28 protein-coding genes are annotated in these 26,167 nt (G+C 59.0%); 12 read left to right on the top strand and 16 right to left on the bottom strand.

The features are described 5' to 3' along the window. Window positions 1-124: 124 nt before the first annotated feature. From LOH54_RS06090 to LOH54_RS06070, 5 genes are all read left to right on the top strand, one after another. Window positions 125-907: a pyridoxine 5'-phosphate synthase gene (locus LOH54_RS06090; RefSeq protein ID WP_231021226.1), complete on the top strand. Its 783-nt coding sequence runs from the start codon at window positions 125-127 to the stop codon at window positions 905-907. Next, window positions 904-1,839, top strand: a complete 936-nt coding sequence (gene pdxA, locus LOH54_RS06085) for a 4-hydroxythreonine-4-phosphate dehydrogenase (protein ID WP_231021147.1) — start codon at window positions 904-906, stop codon at window positions 1,837-1,839. The genes LOH54_RS06090 and pdxA overlap by 4 nt, the downstream gene beginning before the upstream one ends. Window positions 1,840-1,931: 92 nt before the next feature. Continuing rightward, window positions 1,932-2,138 carry a hypothetical protein gene (locus LOH54_RS06080; RefSeq protein ID WP_231021146.1) on the top strand — a complete coding sequence of 69 codons (207 nt, stop codon included), beginning with the start codon at window positions 1,932-1,934 and terminating at the stop codon, window positions 2,136-2,138. A 67-nt stretch (window positions 2,139-2,205) separates the two neighbouring features. Beyond that, the gene (locus tag LOH54_RS06075; RefSeq protein WP_231021145.1) at window positions 2,206-3,597 is read left to right on the top strand and encodes a Do family serine endopeptidase; all 1,392 of its coding nucleotides are present in this window, start codon (window positions 2,206-2,208) and stop codon (window positions 3,595-3,597) included. 87 nt (window positions 3,598-3,684) lie between these two features. Further along, entirely contained in the window at window positions 3,685-4,926 is a 1,242-nt protein-coding gene (locus LOH54_RS06070) for an HD-GYP domain-containing protein (RefSeq protein ID WP_231021144.1), read from the top strand. Between the two features lie 22 nt (window positions 4,927-4,948). Here LOH54_RS06070 and nspC read toward each other — a convergent pair whose 3' ends face one another. Beyond that, on the bottom strand, window positions 4,949-6,085 hold the full coding sequence (nspC, locus tag LOH54_RS06065) for a carboxynorspermidine decarboxylase (protein ID WP_231021143.1): 1,137 nt from the start codon (window positions 6,083-6,085) through the stop codon (window positions 4,949-4,951). 28 nt (window positions 6,086-6,113) lie between these two features. Here nspC and LOH54_RS06060 point away from each other — a divergent pair, with 28 nt between their 5' ends. Then, a complete protein-coding gene (locus LOH54_RS06060) occupies window positions 6,114-7,094 on the top strand; it encodes a glucosaminidase domain-containing protein (protein ID WP_231021142.1) in 981 nt (326 codons plus the stop codon). Here LOH54_RS06060 and LOH54_RS06055 read toward each other — a convergent pair. Beyond that, complete coding sequence (locus LOH54_RS06055; RefSeq protein WP_231021141.1) at window positions 7,036-8,220, bottom strand: saccharopine dehydrogenase family protein; 1,185 nt, start codon at window positions 8,218-8,220, stop codon at window positions 7,036-7,038. The genes LOH54_RS06060 and LOH54_RS06055 overlap by 59 nt on opposite strands. Window positions 8,221-8,350: 130 nt before the next feature. On the opposite strand from LOH54_RS06055, the gene LOH54_RS06050 reads away from it, so the two are divergent. The 4 genes from LOH54_RS06050 to LOH54_RS06035 are packed head-to-tail and all read left to right on the top strand — an operon-like array spanning window position 8,351 to window position 12,451. Beyond that, window positions 8,351-10,003 carry a Na/Pi cotransporter family protein gene (locus LOH54_RS06050; RefSeq protein WP_231021140.1) on the top strand — a complete coding sequence of 551 codons (1,653 nt, stop codon included), beginning with the start codon at window positions 8,351-8,353 and terminating at the stop codon, window positions 10,001-10,003. A gap of 42 nt (window positions 10,004-10,045) precedes the next feature. Further along, the gene (locus LOH54_RS06045) at window positions 10,046-10,486 is read left to right on the top strand and encodes an ATP-dependent zinc protease family protein (RefSeq protein WP_231021139.1); all 441 of its coding nucleotides are present in this window, start codon (window positions 10,046-10,048) and stop codon (window positions 10,484-10,486) included. After that, window positions 10,483-11,394 carry a 30S ribosomal protein S6--L-glutamate ligase gene (rimK, locus tag LOH54_RS06040; protein WP_231021138.1) on the top strand — a complete coding sequence of 304 codons (912 nt, stop codon included), beginning with the start codon at window positions 10,483-10,485 and terminating at the stop codon, window positions 11,392-11,394. The genes LOH54_RS06045 and rimK overlap by 4 nt, the downstream gene beginning before the upstream one ends. Before the next feature lie 13 nt (window positions 11,395-11,407). Next, window positions 11,408-12,451, top strand: a complete 1,044-nt coding sequence (locus tag LOH54_RS06035; RefSeq protein ID WP_231021137.1) for a succinylglutamate desuccinylase/aspartoacylase family protein — start codon at window positions 11,408-11,410, stop codon at window positions 12,449-12,451. 48 nt (window positions 12,452-12,499) lie between these two features. On the opposite strand, the gene LOH54_RS06030 is transcribed toward LOH54_RS06035, so the two are convergent. From LOH54_RS06030 to LOH54_RS06000, 7 genes are all read right to left on the bottom strand, one after another. Next, window positions 12,500-13,549 carry a zinc-binding metallopeptidase family protein gene (locus LOH54_RS06030; RefSeq protein WP_231021136.1) on the bottom strand — a complete coding sequence of 350 codons (1,050 nt, stop codon included), beginning with the start codon at window positions 13,547-13,549 and terminating at the stop codon, window positions 12,500-12,502. Further along, on the bottom strand, window positions 13,546-14,361 hold the full coding sequence (ppk2, locus tag LOH54_RS06025) for a polyphosphate kinase 2 (RefSeq protein ID WP_231021135.1): 816 nt from the start codon (window positions 14,359-14,361) through the stop codon (window positions 13,546-13,548). Before ppk2 ends, LOH54_RS06030 begins: the two co-directional genes overlap by 4 nt. 15 nt (window positions 14,362-14,376) lie before the next feature. After that, a complete protein-coding gene (locus LOH54_RS06020) occupies window positions 14,377-15,315 on the bottom strand; it encodes an alpha-L-glutamate ligase-like protein (protein WP_231021134.1) in 939 nt (312 codons plus the stop codon). Continuing rightward, window positions 15,312-16,850, bottom strand: a complete 1,539-nt coding sequence (locus tag LOH54_RS06015; protein ID WP_231021133.1) for a UUP1 family membrane protein — start codon at window positions 16,848-16,850, stop codon at window positions 15,312-15,314. The genes LOH54_RS06020 and LOH54_RS06015 overlap by 4 nt, the downstream gene beginning before the upstream one ends. Further along, complete coding sequence (locus LOH54_RS06010; RefSeq protein WP_231021132.1) at window positions 16,847-17,404, bottom strand: ATP-dependent zinc protease family protein; 558 nt, start codon at window positions 17,402-17,404, stop codon at window positions 16,847-16,849. The genes LOH54_RS06015 and LOH54_RS06010 overlap by 4 nt, the downstream gene beginning before the upstream one ends. Before the next feature lie 65 nt (window positions 17,405-17,469). Next, the gene (locus LOH54_RS06005) at window positions 17,470-17,877 is read right to left on the bottom strand and encodes an ester cyclase (protein WP_231021131.1); all 408 of its coding nucleotides are present in this window, start codon (window positions 17,875-17,877) and stop codon (window positions 17,470-17,472) included. After that, complete coding sequence (locus tag LOH54_RS06000) at window positions 17,870-18,097, bottom strand: hypothetical protein (RefSeq protein ID WP_231021130.1); 228 nt, start codon at window positions 18,095-18,097, stop codon at window positions 17,870-17,872. The genes LOH54_RS06005 and LOH54_RS06000 overlap by 8 nt, the downstream gene beginning before the upstream one ends. Window positions 18,098-18,321: 224 nt before the next feature. Here LOH54_RS06000 and LOH54_RS05995 point away from each other — a divergent pair, with 224 nt between their 5' ends. Further along, window positions 18,322-18,588: a hypothetical protein gene (locus LOH54_RS05995; protein WP_231021129.1), complete on the top strand. Its 267-nt coding sequence runs from the start codon at window positions 18,322-18,324 to the stop codon at window positions 18,586-18,588. Here the strand turns inward: LOH54_RS05995 and LOH54_RS05990 are convergent. The 3 genes from LOH54_RS05990 to LOH54_RS05980 are packed head-to-tail and all read right to left on the bottom strand — an operon-like array spanning window position 18,579 to window position 20,288. After that, window positions 18,579-18,944, bottom strand: coding sequence for a diacylglycerol kinase (locus LOH54_RS05990; protein WP_231021128.1), 366 nt, complete (start codon window positions 18,942-18,944; stop codon window positions 18,579-18,581). The genes LOH54_RS05995 and LOH54_RS05990 overlap by 10 nt on opposite strands. Then, window positions 18,934-19,545: a 1-acyl-sn-glycerol-3-phosphate acyltransferase gene (locus LOH54_RS05985; protein WP_231021127.1), complete on the bottom strand. Its 612-nt coding sequence runs from the start codon at window positions 19,543-19,545 to the stop codon at window positions 18,934-18,936. Before LOH54_RS05985 ends, LOH54_RS05990 begins: the two co-directional genes overlap by 11 nt. Before the next feature lie 2 nt (window positions 19,546-19,547). Beyond that, window positions 19,548-20,288: a DUF695 domain-containing protein gene (locus tag LOH54_RS05980; RefSeq protein ID WP_231021126.1), complete on the bottom strand. Its 741-nt coding sequence runs from the start codon at window positions 20,286-20,288 to the stop codon at window positions 19,548-19,550. A 53-nt stretch (window positions 20,289-20,341) separates the two neighbouring features. Here LOH54_RS05980 and LOH54_RS05975 point away from each other — a divergent pair, with 53 nt between their 5' ends. Beyond that, window positions 20,342-20,728, top strand: a complete 387-nt coding sequence (locus tag LOH54_RS05975; protein ID WP_231021125.1) for a hypothetical protein — start codon at window positions 20,342-20,344, stop codon at window positions 20,726-20,728. A 4-nt stretch (window positions 20,729-20,732) separates the two neighbouring features. On the opposite strand, the gene LOH54_RS05970 is transcribed toward LOH54_RS05975, so the two are convergent. From LOH54_RS05970 to secA, 4 genes are all read right to left on the bottom strand, one after another. Further along, a complete protein-coding gene (locus LOH54_RS05970) occupies window positions 20,733-20,957 on the bottom strand; it encodes a hypothetical protein (RefSeq protein ID WP_231021124.1) in 225 nt (74 codons plus the stop codon). A gap of 55 nt (window positions 20,958-21,012) precedes the next feature. Beyond that, window positions 21,013-22,185: a cytochrome-c peroxidase gene (locus tag LOH54_RS05965; RefSeq protein ID WP_231021123.1), complete on the bottom strand. Its 1,173-nt coding sequence runs from the start codon at window positions 22,183-22,185 to the stop codon at window positions 21,013-21,015. A gap of 165 nt (window positions 22,186-22,350) precedes the next feature. Beyond that, a complete protein-coding gene (locus LOH54_RS05960) occupies window positions 22,351-23,559 on the bottom strand; it encodes an ABC transporter permease (RefSeq protein WP_231021122.1) in 1,209 nt (402 codons plus the stop codon). Beyond that, window positions 23,556-26,135 (bottom strand): preprotein translocase subunit SecA, encoded by a 2,580-nt coding sequence (secA, locus tag LOH54_RS05955; RefSeq protein ID WP_283949358.1) that lies wholly within the window; start codon window positions 26,133-26,135, stop codon window positions 23,556-23,558. The genes LOH54_RS05960 and secA overlap by 4 nt, the downstream gene beginning before the upstream one ends. Window positions 26,136-26,167: the final 32 nt, after the last annotated feature.

Genomic DNA, 26,167 nt, shown 5'->3' with positions numbered 1-26,167 from the left:
TTTTGTGCCCAGCACGCGAAAACGGCCCGCTCCCTTTTACCGATTTTATCTGTTAATATGGATATAATTTCATGACCATTCGCTAGAGGAGAGAAGGAGTTTCATGCCCCAGGATCACCGTCCCATCCAGCTCGGCGTCAATATCGACCACATCGCCGTATTGCGCGAAGCGCGCCGCATCAATGATCCCGACCCGCTGATGGCTCTTGCCCTCTGCGCCCAGAACGGCGCGGACCAGATCACCATCCACCTCCGTGAAGACCGCCGCCATATCCACGACGAAGACGCCCAGAAGATCATCGCCTCCTCGCCGCTGCCGGTCAACCTGGAGTGCTCCATCAACCAGTCGATCATCGATATCGTCTGTGAACTCCGTCCCCACCGCGCCACCCTCGTACCGGAAAACCGCGAAGAGGTGACCACCGAAGGCGGGCTTGACGTCATCGGCCAAAGCACCGCCGTCTCCGACGCGATCGACCAGCTTCACGATGCCGGGATCCCCGTATCGCTCTTCGTCGACCCCTCAGCACACATTATGGAGCAGTCCAAGGCCCTGGAAGCGGAGATGGTGGAACTCCACACGGGAACCTACGCGAATATCTATGCGATGCTCCACTCCGCCCTCCCCTATACCCGCCACAGCATGCCCGACCTCGAACTGCCGCGCGACGACCTGCAGCGCCGCCTCGAAGCCGCTGTCGACGCCCTGCGCCAGAGCGCGGAACACGCCCACTCCATCGGCCTCGAAGTCGCCGCGGGCCATGGGCTGAACTACCACAACGTGCAGGCCATCAGGGCCATTGCAGAGATCACGGAGCTCAATATCGGCCAGAGCATTATTGCACGCTCTGTCTTCTCAGGGCTTGCTGCCGCAGTGCGCGATATGAAAGCGCTGCTCGTCCGATGAGCCTGCCGCGCCTCGCCGTCAGCATCGGTGATCCGAACGGGGTCGGCCCGGAGATCGCCCTGCGGACCCATCCGCAGATCGCCGACGTCTGCCACCCCTATTACTGCGTCGACCCGGAGGTCATGGCGGAGGCGGCATCCCTGCTGGGCATGCAGCTGCCCGATGATTTCAACATGGTCCCCCTTGGGCTCCCCGTCGCCATCAAGCCCGGATGCGTCACCGCCGATGCCGGGCGCTACAGCCACGCCTCCTTTGTCAAGGCGATCGCGCTGACCGAAGCGGGCGAAACGGATGCCATCGTCACCCTTCCGATCCACAAAGAGGCGTGGATGCAGGCGGGCATCACCTACAAAGGTCATACCGATCTGCTCCGTGATCATTTCGAGCAGGAAGCGATCATGATGCTGGGGTGCAACCAGCTCTACGTCGCGCTCTTTACCGAACACGTTCCGCTCAAAGAGGTACCGGCGAAGATCGAGCGCAACGCCCTTGCGCGTTTTCTCGTCGACCTCTACCGGGCCACCGGCTTCGATGATATGGCCGTGCTGGGGCTCAATCCCCATGCCGGGGACAACGGCGTACTCGGGGATGAGGAGCGGGAGATCGAAGCGGCCATCGCCCTGGCCAATGACACGATCGCCACAAAAGGGTTTAAATGCGACGGACGTCCCTTTTTCGGGCCTGTCGTTCCCGATGCCGCCTTTACCCCGACTTTCCGCTCCGTGCACCGTCATATCGTGGCCATGTACCACGACCAGGGGCTCGCGCCCCTCAAGGCCCTCTATTTCGACGAAAGCGTCAACATCTCGCTGAACCTTCCCATTGTCCGCACCTCCGTCGACCACGGTACCGCGTTCGATATCGCCTACCGCGGCAAAGCACGCCTCAACAGTTACCGCAATGCCGTCGATACCGCCCTGAGACTCCTCTAAAAAACTTTCATTTATTTTATAATTATTTGTGATATTAAATTGACATTTTCACACTAGAATCTATCTATACCAAACTATTTTAGGGTTGACTGATGGGAACGGAAAAAGTCAAGCAGCATATCTACATTATCAAACAGCGTAAGCGCATCAATCTGGCCAGCGGCCCCTTCGAGTACGAGGAGCTTCTGGGAAAATGTACCAGCACGGACGAGGCGAAAAAAATTCTTGACGCCCACCCCGACGCCTATATCTCGGAAGACTCCACCTACAGCGACTCCGACCTGTTCCGCTACGAGTAGCAACTGTTTACACACGATTAAATAGCGCGTTCTATACTGGGTTATTCCACTTTTCAAAGGATGATCGATGCCCAGAAGATACCTACTACTCAGTTCCATTCTTTCCGCCGTGCTGACCCTCCAGGCCGCGGCCGTCACCTTTGACGAGATGCCCCCGGTGACCAAGCGGGTGATGCCCAACGGTCCCAATGAGGTGCTCTCATTCAGTCCTGCCGTCGAGCGGGCGAAAGCCTCCATCGTCTACATCTCATCGAAACAGACACGCTCGCAGAAGTACATGGAACAGATGCACCCTTTCTTTGAACAGTTCTTCGGCCGGCGGTACAATCCCAACCCCCACCGTCAGAGCCTCGGTTCCGGTGTCATCGTCACGGCAGACGGCTACATCGTCACCAACAACCACGTCGTCGAAGATGCCGACACCATCATGGTCAAACTGCCGGATTCCCAAAAGGAGTACCGTGCCAAGCTTGTCGGCAGCGACCCCAAATCGGACATCGCCGTCATCCGGATCGACGCGGAGGGGCTGACGCCGATCCGGATGGGCAGCTCCGCCGAGCTACAGATCGGGGATATCGTCTTTGCGATCGGCAACCCCTTCGGCGTCGGTCTCAGCGTCTCGCAGGGGATCGTTTCGGCCCAGCATAAAAGCGGCATCGGGATCAACGAGTACGAGAACTTCATCCAGACCGATGCCTCCATCAACCCCGGGAACTCCGGCGGTGCCCTCGTCGACAGCCGCGGGGCGCTGATCGGTATCAACTCCGCCATCATCACCCGCAGCGGCGGCAACAACGGGATCGGCTTTGCCATCGAGGTCGATATGGTCAAAAGCATCGCCAAAAAACTGATCGAGGACGGCAGCGTTACGCGGGGCTATCTCGGCGTCAGCATCGGCAACATGACCAAAGAGCTTCAGTCGCTGTACAAACATGAACAAGGCGCCCTACTCAACGATATCGTTGTCGATTCGCCGGCGGCAAAGGCGGGGCTGAAACGGGGAGACCTCATTATCGCCGTCGACGGCCAGCCGATCCGCAATGCCGCCGACCTGAAGAACAGGGTCGGAATGTACCGTCCCGGAAGCCGCGTCAAGATCACCTATGAACGCGACGGGGGCACCGACAGCGTCTATGTCCATCTGACCGACCTGGGCGAACACGACACGAGCGACGCCGACGCCGTCTTTAAAGGGGTCAGTCTGCAGAACATCGACGCACAGCAGCGTTACCGCCTGCGGATACCCGATGACGTCGAGGGGGTCCTTGTCACCGAAGTGGATGCCGAGAGCGATGCGGCGATGCAGGGTGTCCGGCCCGGAGACATCATCGTCCAGCTGGAGAATACCCCTGTGACCGACATGGCTTCCCTTGTCAAAGCGCGCAAAAACGCCAGAGGGCAGCTCAATCGTGTCTACGTCTACCGTAAGGGGCAGGTCTACGTCGTCGCCCTCCCCTAGGCCGTGCCCCGGTGATCCCGGGCATTGGGATCCGGCACCCTAATGCGTTACAATAGAGGGTGATACAATGTACCGGAGACGCCCACCATGCTCCTCTCGTTTACGCTACGCATAATTATTGCCTACCTCATTGTCATCGGCATCATGTTTGCCACGGTGTACCAACAGCACCATTCGCGGATGGAAGATTATGTCAGTCAGCGCTTTGCGGACGTTATGACGCAGGTACGTGCACATCTGGCGATGGATGAATCCGAACCGGTCAGTGAAGAGATGCGTGAAGTGCTGCAGAGCATGCAGATCCCCTATCTTGAAGCCTATGACGGGAAGGGGCGTCTGCTGCACACCTTCGCCTCCGGCAATTGGGCTTCGCTTAAGGACAAGACACCGTTGCCGGCTCTGCCGGCCGGTGAAGAGGAGAATTTCACGTTGATCGATCATGACCGCTCCCCCTACCTTGTTTTCGCCACCGGACCGGCCCAGATCAAGAATCCTTTCGGGCGGCATGTCGTCAGGGCTTTCCGCGGCGTACTCCCCGTCGACGAGGGCATCATCCGGCGCATGCGTGAACATTATGCCAACGCGCTCTGGCTTGTGCTCGCGACCGGTGCGGTTTTCGCCCTCGCCCTCTTTCCGATGATCCTCTTCTACTATCGGCAGCTTCGTCTCAAAAACAGTGAGTTGATCCGCAGCTATTTCGGGACCGTTTCCGCGCTCGGCAGCGCCGTTGCCCAGCGTGACAGCGGCACGTCAAGCCATAGTTTCCGAGTCACGCTCTATACGTTGAGGCTTGCCGAGGCGCTACAGTGTTGCAGTCAAAAGCACATTGCCAATATCATCCTCGGCGCCTATCTCCATGACATCGGCAAAATCGGCATCCCGGACGCTATTTTGCTAAAACCGGACAAATTGACCGCCGATGAGTTCGAGCTGATGAAAAGCCATGTCGAGAAAGGGTTGGAAATCGTCAGTCATGTCACCTGGCTTTCCAACGCCGGGAGCGTGATCGCCGGCCACCATGAGAAGTATGACGGCAGCGGGTATCCCCACGGCCTGCGCGGGGAGGCGATCCCCCTGGAAGCGCGCATCTTCAGCGTCGCCGACGTCTTTGACGCCCTGAGCTCACGCCGCCCCTATAAAGCACCCATGACGCTCGAGGCCTCCCTCGACTACATCAAAAACCATTCCGGGACCCACTTCGACCCTGCCATCGTCGCAGTGTTCATACGCATCGCGCCCGGGATCTACCGCGAGACACTGGACCGGAATGCGGAGGAACTCGAAGCGATGCTGCAAAAAGAGGTCGAACCCTACATCAACAGGCTATGATCTCCTTCAGGGAAAACGTTGGTCAGGAGAGACGGTCGCGGTAGGTTTCGTAGCCGAACTGCTTGACGATCTCCATCTGGCCGTTTTGCCGCAGGATGGCCAGTGAAGGAAGCTGCACGCCGTTGAAGGTCGTGTTTTTGACGAAGGTGTAGTGGATCTGATCCTCGAAAACGATCTGGTCCCCTACTTGCAGCGGCGCATCGAAGGCGTAGTCCCCCATGATGTCCCCCGCCAGGCAGGTATTGCCGCCGAGACGGTAGGTATAAGGTTTTTCCCCGGTCTCGGCAGCATCGCGCACCTCGGCGCGGTACGGCATGGCCAGGGTGTCGGGCATATGCGCCTCGGCGGAGATGTCGAGGATGGCGATGTCCATCCCGTTATGCACGATATCGAGCACCGTCGCGACCAGCGGTCCGGTCTGCCACCCGACCGCTTCGCCCGGTTCCAGGTAGACCGTGATCCCGTTGTGGCGCTCGCGGAAAGCGCGTATCACCTCGATCAGGCGCTCGACGTCGTAATCAGCCCGCGTGATGTGGTGCCCCCCGCCGAAATTGATGTACTCGAGCCCGTCGATATAAGTGCCGAACTTCGCTTCGAAGGCTTCGAGGACCCCTTCAAGGGCATCGACGTTCTGTTCACACAACGCATGGAAATTCAGCCCGTCGAGTTTTGGAAGCTGTGCCGCGTCAAAGTTGGCCGCCGTCGTTCCCAGACGGCTGTAAAGCCCACAGGGGTTGTAGAGGTCGACCGGCGACGAGGAGTATTCCGGGTTGACGCGCAGGGAGACGGAAATGCCCGGGTTGACGCTTTTGACACGATCATAGAAACGCGCCAGCTGGTCCGGGGAGTTGAAGACGATATGGTCGGAGATCGCCGCGATCTCATCGATATCCCGCTCTTTATAGGCAGGGGAGTAGGTATGCACCTCTTTGTTCATCTTCTCCCGCGCCAGCTTTGCTTCGTGCAGGCCGCTGGCGGTGCACCCCTGCAGGTAACGTCCGACAAGGTCGAAGGTCGACCACATCGCAAAGCCTTTGAGCGCCAGGATGATCTTCGCGCCGCTCTCGCGCTGGACGCGATCGAGCAGCGCGAGGTTCGCTGCGAGACGCACCTCTTCACAAATATAAACCGGTGTTTCAACGTCATAATACTTTTTCATCGTGTTACTTTTCGATATAATCCCGTCCATGCAAAAATTCATACTGGGTGTCGCGGCCATCGCGCTTGCTTTCACCCTCTATACACTCTACGATATTATAACCTCTTCCCCCGCCGAAAATGAACCTGTCGAGGCCCCGAACGGGACCGAAACGGTCACGGCCAACCCCGTGCTGTACCCGGAGCCTACGCTGAGTGCCCGCGAGAGAAAAGACCGGTTTATCCGCCAGATCCTCCCCGCGGTGCAGGCGGTCAAAGCCGAACTCGATGCCGAATACGCCCGGGCGAAAATGCTGATAAACAAACCCGGGCGCACGACTGCGGAAGAGGCGTGGCTCCAGGAGCAGATGCAGCGCTACAACGTTGCCGGATACCCCTGTCTGCTGCGCAGTATGCATACGCACCCGGTCAGCCTCGTTATCGCACAGGCAGCGCTGGAGACCGGATGGGGAAGCTCGCGTTTCTTCAAGGTGGCCAATAACGTTTTCGGGATCTGGTCGTATAACAAGCATGAGCCCAGGATCGCCGCCTCGGAGCAGCGCGGCACCAAGACGATCTATGTGAAGAAGTTCGCCACCCTCAACGACGCGATCCGCGGCTATTTCAAGATGATCGGCAAAGGATACGCCTACAGCGGCTTCCGGCGCGCACGCTACCAAACCGACAACCCCTTCGAGCTGCTGCGCCACCTGCGCCGCTACTCGGAGCTGCGCGACGAATATGTCGCCCGCCTCTATTACGTCATGAAAGCCAACAAGCTCTACACCTACGATACGCCCTCCTACGCGCCGATCGCGCTGGTCGATATCGTTCCGGAGTATGTGGCGCAGAAAATGGAGGAAGCCGAGAAGAAAAAAGCCTCTGAACAGCAGATGTGCGCGCTCAATGAAGTCAAAGTGGAGGGAGAGGAGAGGGAACCGGTCCCCTGCGAGGAGGAGCCGGAGACGAACCTTACGCGTCCAGCTCCTGGACTTTCCACGGTAAGCCCTGCGCGTTCATTTCGTCCATAAACGGGTCGGGGTCGAACTGTTCCATATTCCAGACCCCCTTCTCATACCACTTTTTCTCCAGCATCAGTTTCGCGCCGATCATCGCAGGGACGCCCGTCGTATAGGAAACGCCCTGTGATTTAACCTCGGCATAGCACGCCTCGTGATCTTTCACCTGGTAGATGTAGACTTTGCGTTTCTTGCCGTCTTTGAGCCCTTCGGCGACGATGCCGATGTTCGTCTTGCCCTTGGTACGCGGCCCCAGGGACGCGGGATCGGGCAGCAGGGTACGGAGGAACTCGATCGGGACGATCTTCTGCCCCTGGTGCTCCACCGGTTCTATTCCCAGCATCCCGACGTTCTCCAGACACTTCATGTGGGTCAGGTAGCTCTCGCCGAAGGTCATAAAGAAGCGGATGCGCTTAAGCCCCTTGATGTGCTTGACAAGCGACTCCATCTCTTCATGGTAGAGCAGATAGCTCTCTTTTGGCCCGATTTCCGGGTAGTCCCAGCTCATATGGATCTGCATCGGATCCGTCTCGATCCACTCGCCCTCTTCCCAGTAGCGCCCCTTCGCGCTCACTTCGCGGAGGTTGATCTCCGGGTTGAAGTTCGTCGCAAAAGGGTAGCCGTGATCGCCGGCATTGCAGTCAAGGATGTCGATGGTGTGGATCTCGTCGAAGTAGTGTTTCTGGGCGTAGGCGCAGAAGACGTTGGTCGCACCCGGGTCGAAGCCGCTGCCCAGCAGACCCATGATCCCCGCCTGTTTGAATGCCGCGTCGCGGGCCCACTGCTCCTTGTACTCGAACTTCGCTTCGTCCGGATGCTCGTAGTTCGCCGTATCCAGGTAGTCGACGCCCGTCAGGGTACAGGCATCCATGATAGAGAGGTCCTGATAGGGAAGCGCCACGTTGATGACGATGTCGGCCTTGACCTTTTTGATGAGGGCAGCCGTCTCTTCGACGCTGTCCGCATTGACCTGCTCAATCGCGACGGCACCGTCCGGGAGTTCGTCCGCAATCGCCTTGCAGCTCTCAAGTCTGCGGCTCGCCAGGACAATCTTTGTAAACGTTTCGCTGTTCATAACGCACTTGTGCGTCACCACGCGGCCGACGCCGCCCGCACCGATAATCAATACAGTAGCCATTCTTCTACCTCGTCAATAAATTCACTTAAAATAGTAACCTATTTCCGTTTAAGCAGCCCCCGAAAACAGGCCGATTGTCGCCGGACCGTAATCTTGCTATACTGTCTTAAATCGTGCAGAAAGGAGCGGCATGCCGTCATTCATCCTCTGGGTGGAAGCGTTCTCCGGACTCGGGCTTTTTCTCTTCGGGATGCTCTTCCTGGAGAGTCAGATCCGCCAGTCCGCCGGCCATGCCTTCAGAAGCATCGTCCAGCGCGCGACCGGTACGCCTCTGCGCAGCCTGATGACGGGGCTGGGCGCGACGGCCATCTTTCAGAGCTCCTCCGTCGTCACCCTGATGGCGCTGTCGCTCGTCGGGGCACAGCTGATGAGCCTCGGTGGGGCGATCGCCGTCGTTTTCGGCGCGAATCTCGGCACCACCGTCACGGCATGGATCGTGGCCCTGGTGGGGTTCAAACTCGACATCCGTCTGCTCTCGTACCTGCTGATCGGCATCGGGGGGCTTGGCAGCGTGCTCGTCTCCTCGGACAGCCGCTGGAAAAAACATTTCGGCGTCATGGTCGGCTTCGGGCTGCTTTTTCTGGGCCTTGAAGGGATGAAAGGGAGCTTCGGCGGCTTTGCGGAGACCTTTGACCTGACGGCATTTCAGACCTGGCACCCCTACTGGTTCGTGCTGATCGGCTTCGCCCTTACCGCCCTGATCCAGTCCAGCTCCGCCGCCATCGCCATCGCCCAGAGCGCCCTTTATACCGGCATTATCGCTTTTCCTACTGCGGCAGCTTTCGTCATCGGTGCCAACCTCGGGACAACGGTCACCGCCATTCTCGGCGCCCTCGGCGGCACATCCGACAAGAAAAGAACGGCGCTGGCCCATGTCCTCTTCAATATTTCGACGGCGGCGGCGGCACTGCTGCTGATGGGCGCACTGATCTGGGGGATCGACCGCTTCGCCGCCGGCGCGGACGGCGTCGTCAAGATCGCGCTATTCCACACGCTGTTCAATCTGCTGGGCGTCCTGCTCTGGTACCCTTTTATCCCTCTGCTTGAACGTCTCTTGATGCGGACGTTCAAAAAAGAACCGCTGCAGGTGACCAAGTGGATTCACAAGGTGGCGGTCACGGTCCCGGACATGGCGATAGACGCCCTGGAAAACGAAGTGGCGACCCTGTCCCAGCGGGTCGAGGAGTTCGCCCTGCTCGCCATCGACATCTCGCCGCCCAAAGCGTTTGAAGCGGGACTTTCCGTCGACAAGCTTCTGGAAGCCCCGCCCAAGCACTTCGACATCGCTTTTGACCGGCTCTACTCGAATATCCGCCGGCATGAGGGGGAGATCTACCGCTACATCATCCTGCTCGCCCCGAACTGCCCCCAACAGGAGCAGCAGGTGCAGCTCCTGGCACTGCAGCGTACCATCGCCTACCTGGCCACCGCCGCCAAGGCGATCAAAGATATGCTCTACGACATTGAACGCCTCTACGATGCCGCTTCGCCCGAGGAGCAGTCCTTCTACAAAGACCTCCGCTATCAGATCCTCAAAAGCGTCCTGGCCTATCACGCCGTCGCCCAGGGCGCCGAAGCGGAACGCGAAGTGCTGGAGGAGACCTACAGGCGGGTGGCCAACTCCTACAAAAACAGCATGGAGGTGATCGAAGCCATCGCCAAAAACCCTGCGATCCCTTCGGAAATGACGACGATCACCGTCAATGCCCTGCACCTGGTCAAGAGCTTTACCAAGTCCCTGAGAAACGCCCTGCCCAAGGGGCCTCTTCTTAATCAATCATGACCTATAATGGTAGGATTAAACTTTGATACAAGAGCAAACCAAATGAAGCAGGATAAACAGGTTATCGGCTGGCGTGAACAGGTTGGACTCCCGGCACTGGGCGTCGACGCCGTCAACTGTAAAATCGACACCGGGGCCAAAACTTCCGCCCTCCATGCCTTTTACGTTGAGGCGTTTGAGACGGACGGCAAACGGATGGTGCGGTTCGGACTGCACCCGAATCAAAACGATACGGAGACGGTCGTCGAATGCGTTGCCGAACTCTTTGACGTACGCACCGTCAGCGATTCCGGCGGTCACCGGGAGGAGCGCTACGTCATCCTGACGCCGATCCGTATCGGAAATGAGACCTTTGACGCCGAGATCACCCTCACCAACCGCGACACGATGGTGTTCCGAATGCTGCTTGGCCGCCGCGCCATGGAAAAACGTTTCGTAGTCGATCCCGATGCCTCTTATCTTACCGGGGAGCCCGCCGAATGAAAATTGCCATTCTATCACGCAACAGAAACCTCTACTCGACCCGCCGTCTTGTCGAAGCGGCCCAGGAGCGCGGACACGAGGTCGAGGTCATCGACACCCTGCGCTGCTATATGAACATCACCTCCGACCGCCCATCGATGCACTACAAGGGTGAAGACCTCTTGGGGTTTGACGCCGTCATCCCCCGCATCGGCGCCTCGATCACCTTCTACGGGACGGCGGTACTGCGCCAGTTCGAGGTGATGGGACTGCACCCGCTGAACGACTCCATCGCCATCAGCCGTGCCCGCGACAAACTGCGCTCCATGCAGCTGCTGGCGCGCAAAGGGGTCGGCATGCCCGTCACCGGCTTCGCCCGCAATCCCGACGACATCGAAGATGTGCTCAATATGGTCGGAGGTGCGCCGGTCGTGATCAAACTCCTCGAAGGGACCCAGGGAATCGGCGTCGTCCTGGCCGAAACGAAAAAGGCCGCCGAGAGCGTCATCCAGGCCTTCATGGGACTCAACGCCAACATCATGGTCCAGGAGTTCATCAAGGAGGCGGGCGGCGCGGACATCCGCTGCCTTGTCATCGGCGACAGGGTCGTTGCCGCGATGAAACGCCAGGGGCCCGAGGGGGAGTTCCGCTCCAACCTGCACCGCGGCGGCAGCGCCAAAGTGATCAAGATCACCCCCGACGAACGCGCGGCCGCCGTTGCCGCCGCCAAAGCGATGGGGCTGCAGGTCTGCGGCGTCGATATGCTCCGTTCCAAACGCGGCCCGCTCATCATGGAAGTCAACTCCTCCCCCGGGCTCAAGGGCATCGAAAGCGCCTCCGGCAAAGACATCGCCGGTCTCATTATCCAGCACCTTGAAAAGGCCAGCAGCAAGCCCCGCGCCAAAAAGCCGAGGCTTTCACCAATGTAAAGGGGATGACGCCATGTTCGAGATAGCAGGTATTACCGTCGCCAGGGGGGAGCGCAAAGTCATTCCCATTCCCCTGCCCGCCCTCTACTCCGAAAAACGGATCGATATGCCGGTCGAGGTCGTACGGGGAAAGCGCAAGGGTCCGACCCTGTTTGTCAGTGCAACCGTGCACGGGGATGAACTCAACGGTATCGAGATCATCCGCCGCCTGCTGCAGCTCCCCCAGCTCGCCAAACTCCGCGGCACCATCGTGGCCGTCCCCGTCGTCAACCCCTACGGTCTGATCCAGCATTCGCGCTATCTCCCCGACCGACGCGATCTCAACCGCTCCTTCCCCGGCATGCAGAAAGGGAGTCTCGCCTCCAGGGTCGCTAAGATCTTCATGGACGAGATCGTCGACAAATCCGACGCGGGAATCGACCTGCATACCGGCGCCGTCCACCGCTCGAACTTCCCGCAGGTGCGGGCCAACCTTGAAGATGAGACGACGCTGGCAATGGCCGAGGCGTTCCGTGCGCCTGTCCTGATGCACTCCGCGCTGCGCGACGGTTCGCTGCGTGAAGCAGCCGTGGAAAAGGGTGTGCCTATTCTGCTCTACGAAGGGGGTGAGGCGCTGCGCTACGACGAGCTCTCCATCCGCACCGGGCTGAAGGGGATCGTCCACGTCATGCGCCATCTGGGTATGCTGCCGAAAACCACCTATACCCCCAAAAAGCTGCCGACCGTCACCGTCAACAGCAGCAAATGGCTCCGATCGCCCCAAAGCGGGCTGATGCGCAGTTTCAAAGGTCCGGGAAGTTTCGTCAAAGAGGGTGAACTGCTCGCGCAGATCGACGTGCCGCTGCAGCAGGAGGTGATCGAGGTGTATGCCGAATTTGACGGGATCATCATCGGACGGCTGGAGACGCCGCTGGTCTACGAAGGGGATGCAATCTTCCATATCGCCACCAAGGAAAAGGCCCACTCCATTTCCCACCTGGAGGCCCTGGAAGCCCTGGACGAAAGCGCCGTCGGCGAAGCGATGCCTTCCCTGTTGCAGGACCCGCCGCTGATATAGCCAGGCCATTGCGGCAGGTGCCCTTGACGCTTTTTCTTTCTTAGATGCTCACAAATAGAGGTCGGTAAGCAGCGCTAGCATCTTCTTGACGGATTCTGTCCGGACCGTCTCCGAGACGGTATGATACCCGGTCGTCGGCAGCTGCAGGGTCGTCCCCTGGAGCGTCCCCTCCGCGGCCAGCCGCCCCATCTCCGTACTCCCCAGCGACGCCGCCGTTCCTCCCGACGCCATCAGCTTGGCGTTTTGCGCCTCGATATAGCGGTCTTTGAAACCATAGCGGATGCCGAGACGTTCGCAACGCGCGGCGATCTCCTCCGTAAACGCCTTGTTGAAAGAAGCGTTCGCATCCCGGTAGCGCAGCACAAGGTCCTGCGCATCGGCCGTTTCGCGGTCAGGGAAAGGACTGGTATCCAGGACCAGGAGCCGGTCGGTCTCCCCGTCGAAACGGCGGTACCACTCCAGCACGAAACGCCAGCTTTTGCCCGCCTCCTCCTGTGCCGTAAAAAAGGCTGTACCTTCGTACCCACAGCGGTAGAGGTGCAGGATCAGCGCCGCGCTGATAACGTTGTCAAGCTGGGCAGAGAGCATGCCGTCGTTCATCCGGAGCGAATCGACATAGGCGACCGGCGTCCCCGGCAGCAGGTACTCCAGCCCCCTGACCTCAAAGATCAGGTTGTTACGCCTCGGGCAGATGTAGGCCTTCTCGATATTGCCCAGCCCGATGTATGTACCCGACCAGGGCTGATAGGCCTGGACCGCCTGCCCCGCAAAACGCTCCGAGATCGTATTCATCGTCTGTTCCGCCACCGAATTGCCGATCAGGTCCGCGCGGTTCTGGGTCAGGAACGCCGCGTACTGGAACTCGTTCGGACCCGTACAGATCAGACCGTGGCGGTCGATGTGCGCCGACAGCGCTCCCGCTTCGGGCCGCTTGCCCTGCGCAAAAAGCACCCCTTCATAAAGGGTCGTTTCAATCCCGAGTTCATCGAGTTCGCGTTTAAGCGTCAGAAAGAAGGGGTGCTCCGCCCCGACGACGGAGGGGCGGCGGACAAGGTACTTCAGGGTGTCGAGGAATTCGCTGAACGCCGTGCCGCTCATGATGTCAGTCCTTTTCCGTGCTGGTCCATCAGGTTCAACTCCTGCCGTCCGGAGAAGCAGACCTTCGGGTCCGGTGTGAGAATAAGGCTGTCGTCACGCCCTTCATAATCGACCTGCCGCAGCAGGAGCTTCATCGTCTCGAGCCGCGCCTTGTGCTTGTCGCTGGATCGGATGACGTGCCAGGGAGCCGCCGCGTGATCGGTCACGGTCAGCATCTGGTACTTCATCTGCGTGAACTGCTCCCACATGCTCTGCGCCTGCATGTCGATCTCGCTGAGTTTCCAGCGGCGCAGCGGATCACTCCGGCGCTGTTCGAAACGCAGGGCCTGCTTCTGCTTACTAACGCTGAAATAGAGTTTGACGAGGAGCGTCCCCTCCTCCGTCAGCGCCTGTTCGAACGGCACGACGTGCTTGAGGAAAAGCGCATGTTCGCGCGGGGTGCAGAACCCGAAGACCGGCTCGACCATCGCCCGGTTGTACCAGCTGCGGTCAAAGAGGACCAGTTCCCCGAAATGGGGGAAGTGTTTGATGTAGCGCTGGAAATACCACTGCGATCGCTCCTCCTCCGTCGGTTTACCCAGGGCGACGATGCGGTAGTGCTTCGGATTCATGAAACGGCTGACGCTGCCGATTGTCGTCCCTTTGCCCGCGGCGTCACGCCCCTCGAAAAGCACCATCATCTTCAACCGGTTACGTTCGATATGCTGCTGAAGCTTGATCAGTTCCGCCTGGTAAGGTGCGAGCGCCAGGTTCTCCGCGTGGATGCGAAGCGCTTCATCCTGCTGCTTCGGTGTCAGGCCGTACGTTTGCATTGTCTCCCCCGGACGTTATTCGAGATAGTTCATGCTGTAAAGCACGCGCTCATGGGCATCCCGCGTCTGTTTTTGACGGTCCACCGTCTCCAGCCGCCCCCGAAGCCCCATGCCGTTGGCGATCTGGATCGCCAGGCCCGGCCGGGCATTGAGTTCCAACAGCAGCGCACCGTCGTTCTTGTCAAAAACGATGTCGGCCCCCAGGTAGCCCAGGCCCGTCATCTCATAGCACGATGACGCCATCGACAGCACCGCTTCCCACTGGGGGACCTGAAGGTGGGCGAAATCGTGATGGGTATCGGGGTGATGCGTGACGGGGCGGTCGTGGATAACCGCCGAAAGCGCCGAACCGTCTTTCAGGCTCAATCCGACGCCGACGGCCCCCTGGTGCAGGTTCGCTTTCCCGTCGCTCTCCTTGGTCGGACAGCGCATCATCGCCATCACCGGGTAGCCCCGGTAGACGATGATGCGGATGTCCGGCACCCCTTCGAAACTGTAATTGGCAAACATCGGGTCGAAGGCGACGACTTTTTCGATGATCGCCGTATCGTACCGGCCGCCCAGCGAGTAAAGGCCGCTGAGGACATTGGAGAAGTGTTTGCGCAGGTCCGACAGTGAGAGCGCATCGCCACTGGCTTTGATAAAGGTATCGCCTTCGCGGTGGGTGATGACGACGATCCCCTTCCCGCCGCTGCCGTAATCGGGTTTGACGACAAAGCTCTCATAGGGGGCGAGGATGTTATGAAGGTCGCGCAGCTGGGACTGGCGTTCAATGGTCGCATACAGTTCCGTCACCGGTACCCCCGAAGCGGTGGCCAGCTCTTTTGTCATCAGCTTGTTATCGACCATCGGGTAGAGTTTGCGGGGATTATAGCGGCCGATCAGTTCGATATTGCGGTAGTTCATCCCGATGATGCCTTTGCGCCGCAGCGCACCGAAGGTCACCAGTTTCATCGCCCGGCCATCGGTGCGAAACGCACCAGTTCGGAAAGACGGTAGCCGGTGTAGCGGCCGATCAGGATGACCATGGCCAGGACGAGCAGCTGCAGTTCGGGGAAGGTGAATGTCAGGTGGCGCACAAAGTCGTTATCCATCGCAAAAGAGGCGGCGATCGCTACGATCAGTGAACCGCCGACCTGGGTCAGCGCTTCCCGCGCCCCGCTCTCCTCCCAGAGGATCGACATCCGCTCGATCGTCCAGGAGAGGATGATCATCGGGAAGAAGGTGATCTTGAGCACTTCGTCGATACCGAGTTTGAAACTGATGATACTCATGATCGACATGATGCTGATCACGACGATGATGACGGCGGATATCCTCGCCACCAGCAGCAGCTGGAGCCGGGAGAGGTAGCTGCGTACGATCAGGCCGCTCGCGACGATGACGAAGAACATCGCCAGGCCGCTGAGCAGCGTCGTCTGGATGAAGGCGAGGGCAAACAGGACGGGCATGAAGGTCCCCATGGTGCGGATCCCGATCAGGATACGGAAGATGACGACCACCAGCGCGCCGATCGGGATCAGCAGCAACTGCTTGAAGGCGTTTTGCTGTGAGCTCGGCAGGGTGTAGAGCGAGAAGTTCAGAAAATCGTTCCCCTGCCGCAGCATTTCGCGCTTGCTGAGCATCGAGGCCGCCACTTTCGCCTCGCTGACCGAGAAGCGCAGCCGCGCTTTGGCAATCCCCTTGGTCGTCATCATTGCCCGGTTGCCGAGCGACCAGACGAAGAAGTTCTCCGGCAGCGTGATCTGCCCCGACTTGAAGCTGAAATAGCCCGTCTCGTCCGTCCCTTTGACCTCCAGCAGGGTCACGGCCCGCCGTTTTTTCTGCCCGTCCTCGAGCATAATGCCGCGCACCTTGCGGAAGGGAACCTTTTCCCGTGCCAGCAGTGCCATGACCAGAGAAGCTGTCGTCTCGTTCTTCTTCGCCAGGAGCTCTTTGACCGCATCGGTCGGCATTTCGGTGTTGAACATATCGATTAGCTGTGCCGCCAGGGAGATCCCATCGGCCGAATGCTCCCGGGCGAAGTTGAGGATCCCCGCCGCCGCGGCTTGTTCCGATGCATCCCAGAACTGCGTGTCGTCGTATGCGGGGGTCGTGTCCCACATATCCTTGCGTTCCTGGGGCTCGTAGAGCGGCTCGGGCGTGACCCTTACCTTATAAAAAAGCTTGCTCTTGTCGTCAAACTGCCGTTTCGTCCAGTGCAGCAGTTCTCCGTCCTGCATGGAGGCGGTCGTCATGCCGAACTCGCCGGCCTCCCCCTCCCGCTCAAGGATCTTCATGCCCGGCTGCTGCGACGGGAGGCGCAGCGAGACCGACGCGGCACTGCCGGTACCTTCCAGGTCCACCTCCGCCGTGACCGTAAAGACGGATCGCTTGTCATGGGGCGTAACAGGAACACCCAGGTACACCACCTTGTACCAGGAGACGAAGAGCCCCGCCATCGCCAGCAGCATGGCGATCATCAATACCTGAAAACGTGACGATATCACGGTGTTTCCACCAGCTCTTTGATATATTTTCGGCTGACATCGACGATGAAGTGATCATGCAGGAAATTGACCCCGATGAGGATCTTGTATTTGAAGTTGCTCCGGTCGGTCAGGGTCACCTCGACCGCCTGGGTCACGTCACTGAGGGTGAGTTTGAGCATTACAACCGCCCGGCGCTGCGAGGGGGCGCCGTGCTGCTTGATTTTGACAAAACGGACGACCTTGGCACGGATCGGTTTTCCGTTCACGTTGAACAGGGCCCAGTCCTGGCCGTCTTCATTGATGATCTGGAGCTCTTCTGCGCCGATGGAGGTCGTATTGGCACCGGTGTCGATCCTGCCGTCGAGGACAAAGCCACCCGGTTCGACAAACACCTTCTCCACCTTCCCGATCACCTGTTTCGTGCCGATCTCGCCCGCGTCCGCCTCTTCGTCGCTCCAGCTCACTTCGGCCGGTGTTTCGACGACAGGGGGCTGCTGCGCGGCCGTCTCCACAGCCGCCAGCGCACTGAACGCCACTAAACATAAGATCGCCAGGAAGGTCCGTTTCTTCAAAATACGCCGCTCACTTTCGTAGCCAAAAAGGCATTTTTGGTTTAGATTGTAACAGAGAAAGGTGACTATGACAACTGTGACAGCAGCGTATTGAGGTCGCCGAGCACGTTGATCGATGCGATCCTGCCGTTACGGAAATGGAAAAAAGAGGCGCCGGAGAAGCTGACCCTGTTGCCCGAAGCCGGATGCCCGAAAAGCGCACCTTCATGCTTGCCCGTATAGGAGACGTATGCAGCAGCCCTCTCATTTTCGACGACGGTGATCTCGACGGCGTGGTAAAGGGCCGGAAACGCCCGTGTCACCATCTCAGCATAGTCTTTGAAGCCCGCCAGGCCGTTCGCTTCGATTCCCAGCGATCCCCTGAAACGGACATCGGGGTCCAACAGCACATCAGCCTGGGAGAAATCCTTATCATTCCACATCGCATAATAGTGTTCGAGCAACTGCCGCGGTTCCATCACGCGCTCACTCATCATCGAAACGGTGTTTGTGGGGGAAGCGTTCAACCGGCGCGAAATCGTCCTCGTCGTCCTCCCAGGTTTCATCGTTCTCAAAATCATACGTAAAGATGCGCTCGTATCCCCGTTTTTCCAGCTCTTCGTCAAGGGTTTCGGGGGCGTACCCCTTCGTTTTGCAAACCGCAAGGATCGAAGCGGCATCCGCTTCCTCCACACCGTTCAACTTCATTTCCATTTCGATATCAGAAATCGTCATTTCGACCTCAAATAGTAAAGCGCCAAGGGGCGCCGAACACGGGCTGCTACCCGACTATGACCGCGCGCAGCGGCCAAAACAAAAATAAGTGCAAACCAGAAATTATACTCCTTTTTTTGCAAAAACAGCGCTATAATTTAGACACTCATTGCATTGCCCTATGCCAAATAGACAGCCGTACAGCCGGGAGGAGAAAGCGCATGATGAAACAGATAGTTTGGGGAGCGTGCCTACTGTTTGCGGCACTTTCAGCGCAAGCCGAAGAGAGAGACCCGATGGAAGTATGCGACGAAAGGAACGACGCCTGCGTCGCGAAGTGTGACGGAATGGAAAACGCCTCCTCGTCGTGTTACGACACCTGCGATACCGCCTACCGGCGCTGCCTCGACATCGCCAACGGATACACCCCGGAACTCCCCGGCGCGTATGCGGCGGATGCCAATGCGAGTGCGAAAAAGGCTCAGAAGTAAAAAGCGATCAGCAGGGTGCTGATCCAGATGGCGCCGGTCATCACGAGCGAAACGAACACCAGTGCCGCCCCCGCATCCTTGGCGCGTTTGGCCAGTTCATGGTATTCGAGCGTCACCAGGTCCACGACGCGCTCCACCGCGCTGTTGGCCAGTTCCGCCAGGAGCGGGATAAAGAGAGAAATGCTCAAAATTGCGCTGTAAAGCGGGCTGATCGGCAGCAGCCAGGCAAAGGTGCCCATGCCGAAAAAGAGCAGCAGCTGCAGTTTGAAAGAGCTCTCGTTGCGAATCACCTCGATGAGGCCGCTCAGGGCATAGCGCGTATTTTTAAAGAGGGTGTATTCCGGTTTATTGAGCAATCGAATCCTTTAACTGCATGACCGCGTCGCGGACCGAATCCGCGCTGCTGGCAAGGGGCATCGGGGCACCGAAGACGACCGTCACCGTGCGCCGCAGCGAACGCCGCGGGCCGGTATGGCTCTTTCGGGTATAGGACCATCGGCTGCCGCACATCCCGTCGATGTAAAACGGCACGATTTCCCCCCCGTGACTCTGAGACGCTATTATCTCAAATCCCCTATAAAACTTTTCTATCTCGCAGCGCCGGCTGATGCCCCCTTCGGGAAAAATAGCCACGGCTTCTCCTGCGTTTAACGATGATATCGCCTCTTTGAACGCCTGCTTCGACGCCTTGGGGGAGACGGGGATCGTCCGTCCCAGCCGGAACATCCACCCCAGCGCTTTCCACTCGTAGATGGCGCGCTCCATCATGTAGCGCAGCAGACGGCGGCGCAGCGCGATCTGCACCAGCAGCCAGTCCAGCCAGCTGACATGGTTGCCCAGCAGCAGCACAGGCCCGGACGGCGGAACGTGTTCCCGTCCCTCGGCCCGGACGCGGTAGCGCAGCGACACCAGTAGCGCGGCCACCGTCCAGAGCAGCAGCAGCACGCCCTTGCGCATCCTCACCCCTCGTTTCCGGAAAGCGAGGTACTCCACCCCAGGTAGTGTCCGTGGGCCTCGAGTGCGGTTTCGATCAGCGGCCGGGTGACCTCCTCAAGCACTTCGGGGGTACAGGCGTGCGTGCGTTCGTACATAAGTCCGTGGGGATAGAGCCCCTCCTCTTCCAGGTCCGTCTCGATACGCACACCCTCTTCGGCCAGAGCCACCGCCGCGCGCTGCATCGCCGTGCGCGTCTGGAAAAAGAGGTAATGCTCCACCGGGCGTTCACAGGAGAGGTCATCGCCGGCCGCTGAGAGTTCCGCAATGATCTCGGCGCTTTTGGCCTGCTGAAGCTCAAAGGGATCGGGTACGAGAACGTCATGATAAAAGGCGTGATGGGTATCCCGGGTCGCCCCGTATTCTATCTGGCCGTAGCCGTGCTGCTTGAAAAGATCCCGGAACTGCTGCTCCGCCCCCTTGCTCCAGGCGGCATAGTAGTAGAGCTCCGCCCACCCCTCCTGCAGGCGCATGCCCGCATACAGGGCGCCGTTACGCAGTTCGAGCCGATCGTTCAGTTCCGTCTTGATCGCATCGAGGACACGGCGTTCCTCTTCGCTGCACCCGCCCGCCGCGTTCGGCGATTTGAGCGGTGCAAAGCTCCAGAGCATCCAGACCGTATCGTCGCTTTGGGGCTCAAAATCGAGGTTCGCCTCGATCGTGACCGGGATATTTTCTTCATTCGTCGTCGTGTAGGTAACGTTCATGCACTGCCCTTGGTATAATGGCGCTATTTTAACAAAGATTGGGGAAGGAATAGATGGAGAGCATTGTCGCGGTAACGGTTTTTTATCTGCTTCTCGAAGGTTTCGAGATTGCCTGGCAGAAGGCGCCGACGATGCTGGAGATGCTCATACGCATCCGGCGCCGCTATGACAGAAGCATATTCTACTTCTTTCTGCTGCACCCCACCTACTACTTTGCCATCTGGCTGATCCTGGAGACGCGGATGGCGCTGCCCGCCGTCATGCTCCTCTTTATCAAAACGGTCGATATCGCGACAAAGATCGTCCTGATGCAGCAGGTATTTGAAAAGAGGGAGGTCTCCGCACCGCTGCAGGAGATGCTCATTATGCCGCTGGGGAAATGGATGCCGTATGCCGGCTTCGCCGTCTACCCGCCGCTGGTGCTGTGGGCGATCCTTTAAAAGGTCAACGCTCCCTTATCTCTTTGAGCGCTTCGGCGATCTTCGCCTTCTGCTCTTCGGAAAGTGACTGGGATTCGAGTTTCTCCATCAGCGATTCGCTGAGTTTGTCCATTCGCGCATTGTCATCGCGCTGGGCACGCCCGATCCGCCGTACAATAAGGTAAAAAAGTCCCGCCGTCACGATTAGCAGCAGCGCGGCGGCACTCAGCATCAGCCCCTCTACGGACATGGCCCCTCCATTGTTTTCTAGATAGTATAGCGCAATGGCGGGGCCGAATCAATCGCTACAGCAGCGATTCGTAACGGGCGTCTGTCAGGATTTTGAGGAAGGCGACGATGGCATCCTCCTCCTCGTCGCTCAGCCCCAGGTTGCCGAGCTCGTCGATGTTGATCGTTTCGGGCACCTCCGGCGTGCGCCACGGCAGTCCTGTCTCCGGGTTGAGCGCGCCGGTCACGTCACGGGTATTGTAGAAATGCACCACCGCTTTGAGGGTCTTGAAGACGCCGTTATGCATGTAGGGTCCCGTTACCGCGATGTTGCGCAGCGTCGCCACCTTGAACGCGCCGTCGAGGGAGGGATCGCCCGTCGTTCCCCCCAGACCGAGGTCGCGGTAATCCGCCACGGCGCTCAGCGGGTTGTTCGGGTTGCTGCGGACCGCTTCATTGACGGGGACCCCCAGGTTGTCGAAGGTCGCATCTGTAAAGAGGGCCGGCGTGCCGCCCGTCCCGACGTTGGGATGGCAGGCCGCGCAGTTGCCTTTGTCGGCGCGCACGAACATCTCCAGCCCCGTACGCTCCAGCTCGGTAAGATCCGCCTCCCCTTTGAGCCAGCGGTCGTATTTCGAATCAAAGGGTGCGAAGACGTCGCTCTTCTCAAAGGTGGCGATAGCCTCCCCGATCGCGTCGTAGGCCACGGCATCGTCGTCGAAGACACTGTCGCCGTAGAGTGCTTCGAGTTCCGTGACGTAAGCAGGGTTCGCCCTGACCCGCGCCACGACACTGCTGAAATCGGGCATCTGCATCTCGACCGGGTTCAAAAACGGCCCCTTCGCCTGCGCTTTAAGGTCTGCCGCCCGGCCGTCGTGGAACTGGCCGCCCAGCCAGAGGCCGCCGCTCCCTTCGCCCTCGCCCGCCTCGTCGTCAAAATGAAACGCCGGGAAGAACGCCGCGTACATCGCGGACGGCGCGTTGCGGTCGCCGATGGAAACATTGTCGTCACCGATGGAGACGGCACCGAAATCGTTCTGAGCCGTTGCCGTACGCGCTTCGCTGAAAGCGCGTCCCGCGTCATGGCAGGAGGCGCAGGCCTGATTCCCCGTGTTTGAGAGGTTCGTATCATTGAAAAACGCCTCGCCGAGCGCTACCCTCTGCGGATCGAGACCGCTCTTGTTCGATTCGTTACAGCCGCCGAGCAGCACCAGTAGGATTCCGAGTCCCGTAAACGTTCCTATTTTCATCTTGACTCCATTATTGATAATCATAATCGTTTTGATAGTATGCAAAAGATATTCTTCAAAGAAGCTTTAATTTGATAGTGATTATCGATAATGTTATTATAAATGTAACAATTTTGTCATGGATTGGAGGAATAAGAGGGAAAAAGAGGCGCCGGAGCGCCAACGCTATTCGTTGCGCAGCACCGTCAGGACATCGACCTCGCTCGCTTTCTTCGCCGGGTACCACGAAGAGAGTACAACGATGGCAAAGGCCCCGCCGAGGATGGAGAGGAAATCCTGCCAGGAGAGGTCCAGCGCCAGGCGGGCCGTCGGGTAGACGTGTTTGGGCAGCGTGATGATGTCGAAGGTCTGCAGCACCCATACACCCGAAAGCCCGAGAATGGCCCCGGTAACAATCCCCCCGATGCCGATGACGACACCGAGTTTCAAAAAGAGCTTCTTGATCTGCGCCGGGGAGGCCCCCAGGGAGATCAGCAGCGCGATCTCGCTGCGGCGATTCATCACCGTCATCAGCAGCGAAGAGATGATGTTGACGGCTGCGATCAGGATGATAAGCATCAGCACGATGAAGAGCGAACGTTTTTCCAGCTCCAGCGCCGCGAAGAAGTTGACGTTGTCTTCCCACCACCCCTTGATGCGCACGCCTTCGGGCAGGACTGAACGCACCTCCTCTATCACCTTCTGGGGATCGTCGGTCATAATGTGGATGCCGTCATAGACGTTATCGGGCAGGTGCATGATCGTCTGCAGCGAGTGCAGATCGGTGTAGCTGTAGGCCTTGTCATAGGCGCTCAGACCCGAATCGAAACTGCCGGCGATGACGAAACGCTTGAGCTTCGGCGTCACCGCCAGCCCGCCCGGTTCGATCTGGGTGAAGATGTACATCAGCCGGTCCCCTTCGCCGAGGGCAAACGCTTCGAGCAGCGCTTCGCCGACAAGGACCTTGAAGTTCCCTTCCGGCAGCGTCTCGAGCCCCTTCGCAACGACCGGGTTAACCTCCCGTTCGGCCTTGAAGTCCACCCCGAAGAGGTAGCCCCCCTCCAGCTGCGAGCCGCTGCGGGCAATAACGGAAGCGGCGACATAGGGGCTGAACTTCAGCTGCGGGAACTCCTGTTCGAGCTGCATCAAAAGCTCGCTGTTCACGCTGCCGTAAAAGCGCGGCACGATGGTGAGCGGGTAGTTCATGATCGTGAGTTTTTTCTTGAACTCGTTGTCGAAACCGTTCATCAGCGCCATGGCGATGATGAGGACCATGACGCCGAGCATGATGCCCAGGAAGGCGAGCATCGCGGAGAGGAAGATGAAGGGCTGCTCCCGGTCAAACCGCAGAAAGCGGCGCAACAGGTAGTTCGTCAGGCCGCGCTGCTTTTTCAAGAGGCAAACGCCCCCTTCTTCGGTCCGCTCTGTCCGCAGCAGTTCTTGTATTTTTTACCGCTGCCGCAGGGACAGGGGTCGTTGCGGGCCGGTTTTTTCGCGGAGGGGGCGTCTGCGGCTTCGTCGCTTTCACGGTTGAGCTGCATCTGCATCTCTTTTTGCTTTCGTTCGATCTCCTGCGCACGGGCGAAGGCCTCGGCCTCCTCTTCCGGCGAACGGAGCTGGAAGCGGATGATCTGCAGGGTCTTGATCGTGTCGTACTTGATTGTCTCAATCAGCTCCGTAAAGAGGTTGAAACTCTCTTTTTTATACTCGACAAGCGGATCTTTCTGGTTATACGCGCGCAGACGGATACCCGTCTTCATCGTATCCATACGGTAAAGGTGCTCCCGCCACGCCGTGTCGAGGGTTTTAAGGTAAATCTCGCGCTCGATGTCGCGGCGGACCGGCTCGTCCACGACGGCCATCTTCGTGTCATACTCATCTTTGACGTCGGCGAGGAGCTTCTCGGCGAGCGCTTCGAAGTCGAGCCCCTCGAAGTCGGCAGCCTCCACCATGAAATGGACCTCTTCTTGCAGCAGTTTCCCGAGCTTCTCGAGGTCGAAGTCCTCACGGCCACCGCCTTCATAGATCTCGCACTCCGTCAGTGCGCGCGCCACGTACGCCTCGCGGATCTCGTTGACCTTGACGCCAATATCGAATTCCGGGTCGAGCAGCTGGTTGCGGAAACGGTAGACGATCTTGCGCTGTTCGTTGGCGACGTCATCGTACTCGACGATCTGCTTCCGCCCTTCAAAGTGGAGGTTCTCGACCTTCTTCTGCGCCTTCTCGACGGCGCGGGTAACCATTTTCGACTCGATGTACTCGCCGTCTTCGACGCCGAGGCGCTCCATGATCGTTTTGATCTTGTCCGAGCCGAAGATGCGCAGCAGATTGTCCTCGAGGCTCAGGTAGAACTGGCTGACCCCCGGGTCGCCCTGGCGGCCGGAACGGCCGCGCAACTGGTTGTCGATACGGCGGTTCTCGTGGCGCTCCGTCCCGATGATGTAGAGGCCACCCATCGCTTTGATCTCGTCGCTGACCTTGATGTCAACCCCGCGTCCGGCCATATTGGTCGCAATCGTGACCGCGCCTTTATCGCCGGCACTCTTGATGATCTCACCCTCCTGGGCGTGGTTCTTCGCATTGAGAACGGTATGGGCGATCTTCTCGCGCTTCAGCAGCTCGTGCAGCACTTCGGACTTCTCGATGGAGGCCGTACCCACGAGGACCGGCTGCCCTTTGGCATTGAGCTCCTTGATCTTCTCGATGGACGCCTGGAACTTCTCGAGCTCGGTCTTGTAGATAAGGTCGTTGAGGTCTTCACGGACGACCGGGACGTTTGTCGGGATGGAGACGACGTCGAGGCGGTAGATCTGGGCGAACTCCGTCGCCTCCGTCTGCGCTGTACCGGTCATCCCCGCCAGCTTGTCGTACATGCGGAAGTAGTTCTGGAAGGTGATGTCCGCGAGGGTCTGTGACTCCTCCTTGATCTGCACGCGCTCTTTGGCCTCGAGGGCCTGGTGCAGCCCCTCGGAGTAGCGGCGCCCTTCGGAAAGGCGGCCAGTGAATTCGTCGACGATGACGACTTCGCCGTCCTTGACGACATAATCGACGTCGATCTCGAAGATGTAGTTGGCCTTGAGCGCCTGGTCGAGGTGGTGCGACAGGGCGGAATTCTCCAGGCTGTAGAGGTTGTCGACGGCGAAGAGCTCTTCGGCCTTGGCGATACCCTCTTCGGTGATGAGGACGAGGCGGTCTTTTTCGTCAACGGTAAAGTGGGTCTCTTTCGAGAGCTGCTTGGCGATCTCATCGGCGCGGACGTAGTTGTCAAGGGTGCGGTTGGTCGGGCCGGAGATGATCAGCGGGGTCCGCGCCTCGTCGATAAGAATGGAGTCCACTTCATCGACGATGACGAAATGGTGGCCACGCTGCACCATCTGTTCGCGGGAAAAGCTCATGTTGTCACGCAGGTAGTCGAACCCGAACTCGTTGTTCGTCCCGTAGGTAATGTCGGCGGCGTAGTGGGCACGTTTGACCTGCGGGTCGTATTCGCCCTCAAGGACCGTACCGACCTCGTAGCCCAGGAACCCGTACAGCGGCGTAAGCTCCGTGGCGTCGCGCTGCGCGAGGTAGTCGTTGACCGTGACGACGTGGACGCCTTTGCCCGTCATCGCGTTAAGCGCGACAGGAAGGGAGGCAACGAGGGTCTTACCCTCCCCCGTTTTCATCTCAGCAATGCGTCCCTCGTGCAGGACCATACCGCCGACCATCTGGACGTCGAAGTGACGCATTCCCAGGGTACGTTTGGCTGCTTCGCGTGTGATGGCAAAGGAGTCGGGAAGGACCTCTTCGAGGCTCTTCTCTTCGGCGCGCACGGCCATTTTCAGTTCTTCGAAAGCAGCCTGCAGTGCCGCATCGTCCATCGCTTCATATGTCGCTTCGAGCGCATTGATCTTTTTGAGTGCCCGTTTGTAGCGTTTCAGCTCCCGGTCGTTCTTGGTGCCGAACACCTTGCCCATCATCGTCTGCAGCATCTTTTCCCTAGTTCCGGGCACCGGCAGTGCCC

Origin of the sequence: Sulfurimonas sp. HSL-3221, from assembly GCF_021044585.1 — a bacterium.
GTDB lineage: Bacteria > Campylobacterota > Campylobacteria > Campylobacterales > Sulfurimonadaceae > Thiomicrolovo > Thiomicrolovo sulfuroxydans.
This window is presented reverse-complemented; position numbering and strand designations above follow the sequence as displayed.

Coding starts and splice junctions, on each gene's coding strand:
- pdxA (WP_231021147.1), top strand. CDS start 904: ATGAGCCTGCCGCGCCTCGCCGTCAGCATCGGTGATCCGAACGGGGTC.
- LOH54_RS06080 (WP_231021146.1), top strand. CDS start 1,932: ATGGGAACGGAAAAAGTCAAGCAGCATATCTACATTATCAAACAGCGT.
- LOH54_RS06075 (WP_231021145.1), top strand. CDS start 2,206: ATGCCCAGAAGATACCTACTACTCAGTTCCATTCTTTCCGCCGTGCTG.
- LOH54_RS06070 (WP_231021144.1), top strand. CDS start 3,685: ATGCTCCTCTCGTTTACGCTACGCATAATTATTGCCTACCTCATTGTC.
- nspC (WP_231021143.1), bottom strand. CDS start 6,085: ATGAAAAAGTATTATGACGTTGAAACACCGGTTTATATTTGTGAAGAG.
- LOH54_RS06060 (WP_231021142.1), top strand. CDS start 6,114: ATGCAAAAATTCATACTGGGTGTCGCGGCCATCGCGCTTGCTTTCACC.
- LOH54_RS06055 (WP_231021141.1), bottom strand. CDS start 8,220: ATGGCTACTGTATTGATTATCGGTGCGGGCGGCGTCGGCCGCGTGGTG.
- LOH54_RS06050 (WP_231021140.1), top strand. CDS start 8,351: ATGCCGTCATTCATCCTCTGGGTGGAAGCGTTCTCCGGACTCGGGCTT.
- LOH54_RS06045 (WP_231021139.1), top strand. CDS start 10,046: ATGAAGCAGGATAAACAGGTTATCGGCTGGCGTGAACAGGTTGGACTC.
- rimK (WP_231021138.1), top strand. CDS start 10,483: ATGAAAATTGCCATTCTATCACGCAACAGAAACCTCTACTCGACCCGC.
- LOH54_RS06035 (WP_231021137.1), top strand. CDS start 11,408: ATGTTCGAGATAGCAGGTATTACCGTCGCCAGGGGGGAGCGCAAAGTC.
- LOH54_RS06030 (WP_231021136.1), bottom strand. CDS start 13,549: ATGAGCGGCACGGCGTTCAGCGAATTCCTCGACACCCTGAAGTACCTT.
- ppk2 (WP_231021135.1), bottom strand. CDS start 14,361: ATGCAAACGTACGGCCTGACACCGAAGCAGCAGGATGAAGCGCTTCGC.
- LOH54_RS06020 (WP_231021134.1), bottom strand. CDS start 15,315: ATGAAACTGGTGACCTTCGGTGCGCTGCGGCGCAAAGGCATCATCGGG.
- LOH54_RS06005 (WP_231021131.1), bottom strand. CDS start 17,877: ATGAGTGAGCGCGTGATGGAACCGCGGCAGTTGCTCGAACACTATTAT.
- LOH54_RS06000 (WP_231021130.1), bottom strand. CDS start 18,097: ATGGAAATGAAGTTGAACGGTGTGGAGGAAGCGGATGCCGCTTCGATC.
- LOH54_RS05995 (WP_231021129.1), top strand. CDS start 18,322: ATGAAACAGATAGTTTGGGGAGCGTGCCTACTGTTTGCGGCACTTTCA.
- LOH54_RS05985 (WP_231021127.1), bottom strand. CDS start 19,545: ATGCGCAAGGGCGTGCTGCTGCTGCTCTGGACGGTGGCCGCGCTACTG.
- LOH54_RS05980 (WP_231021126.1), bottom strand. CDS start 20,288: ATGAACGTTACCTACACGACGACGAATGAAGAAAATATCCCGGTCACG.
- LOH54_RS05975 (WP_231021125.1), top strand. CDS start 20,342: ATGGAGAGCATTGTCGCGGTAACGGTTTTTTATCTGCTTCTCGAAGGT.
- LOH54_RS05970 (WP_231021124.1), bottom strand. CDS start 20,957: ATGTCCGTAGAGGGGCTGATGCTGAGTGCCGCCGCGCTGCTGCTAATC.
- LOH54_RS05965 (WP_231021123.1), bottom strand. CDS start 22,185: ATGAAAATAGGAACGTTTACGGGACTCGGAATCCTACTGGTGCTGCTC.
- secA (WP_283949358.1), bottom strand. CDS start 26,135: ATGCTGCAGACGATGATGGGCAAGGTGTTCGGCACCAAGAACGACCGG.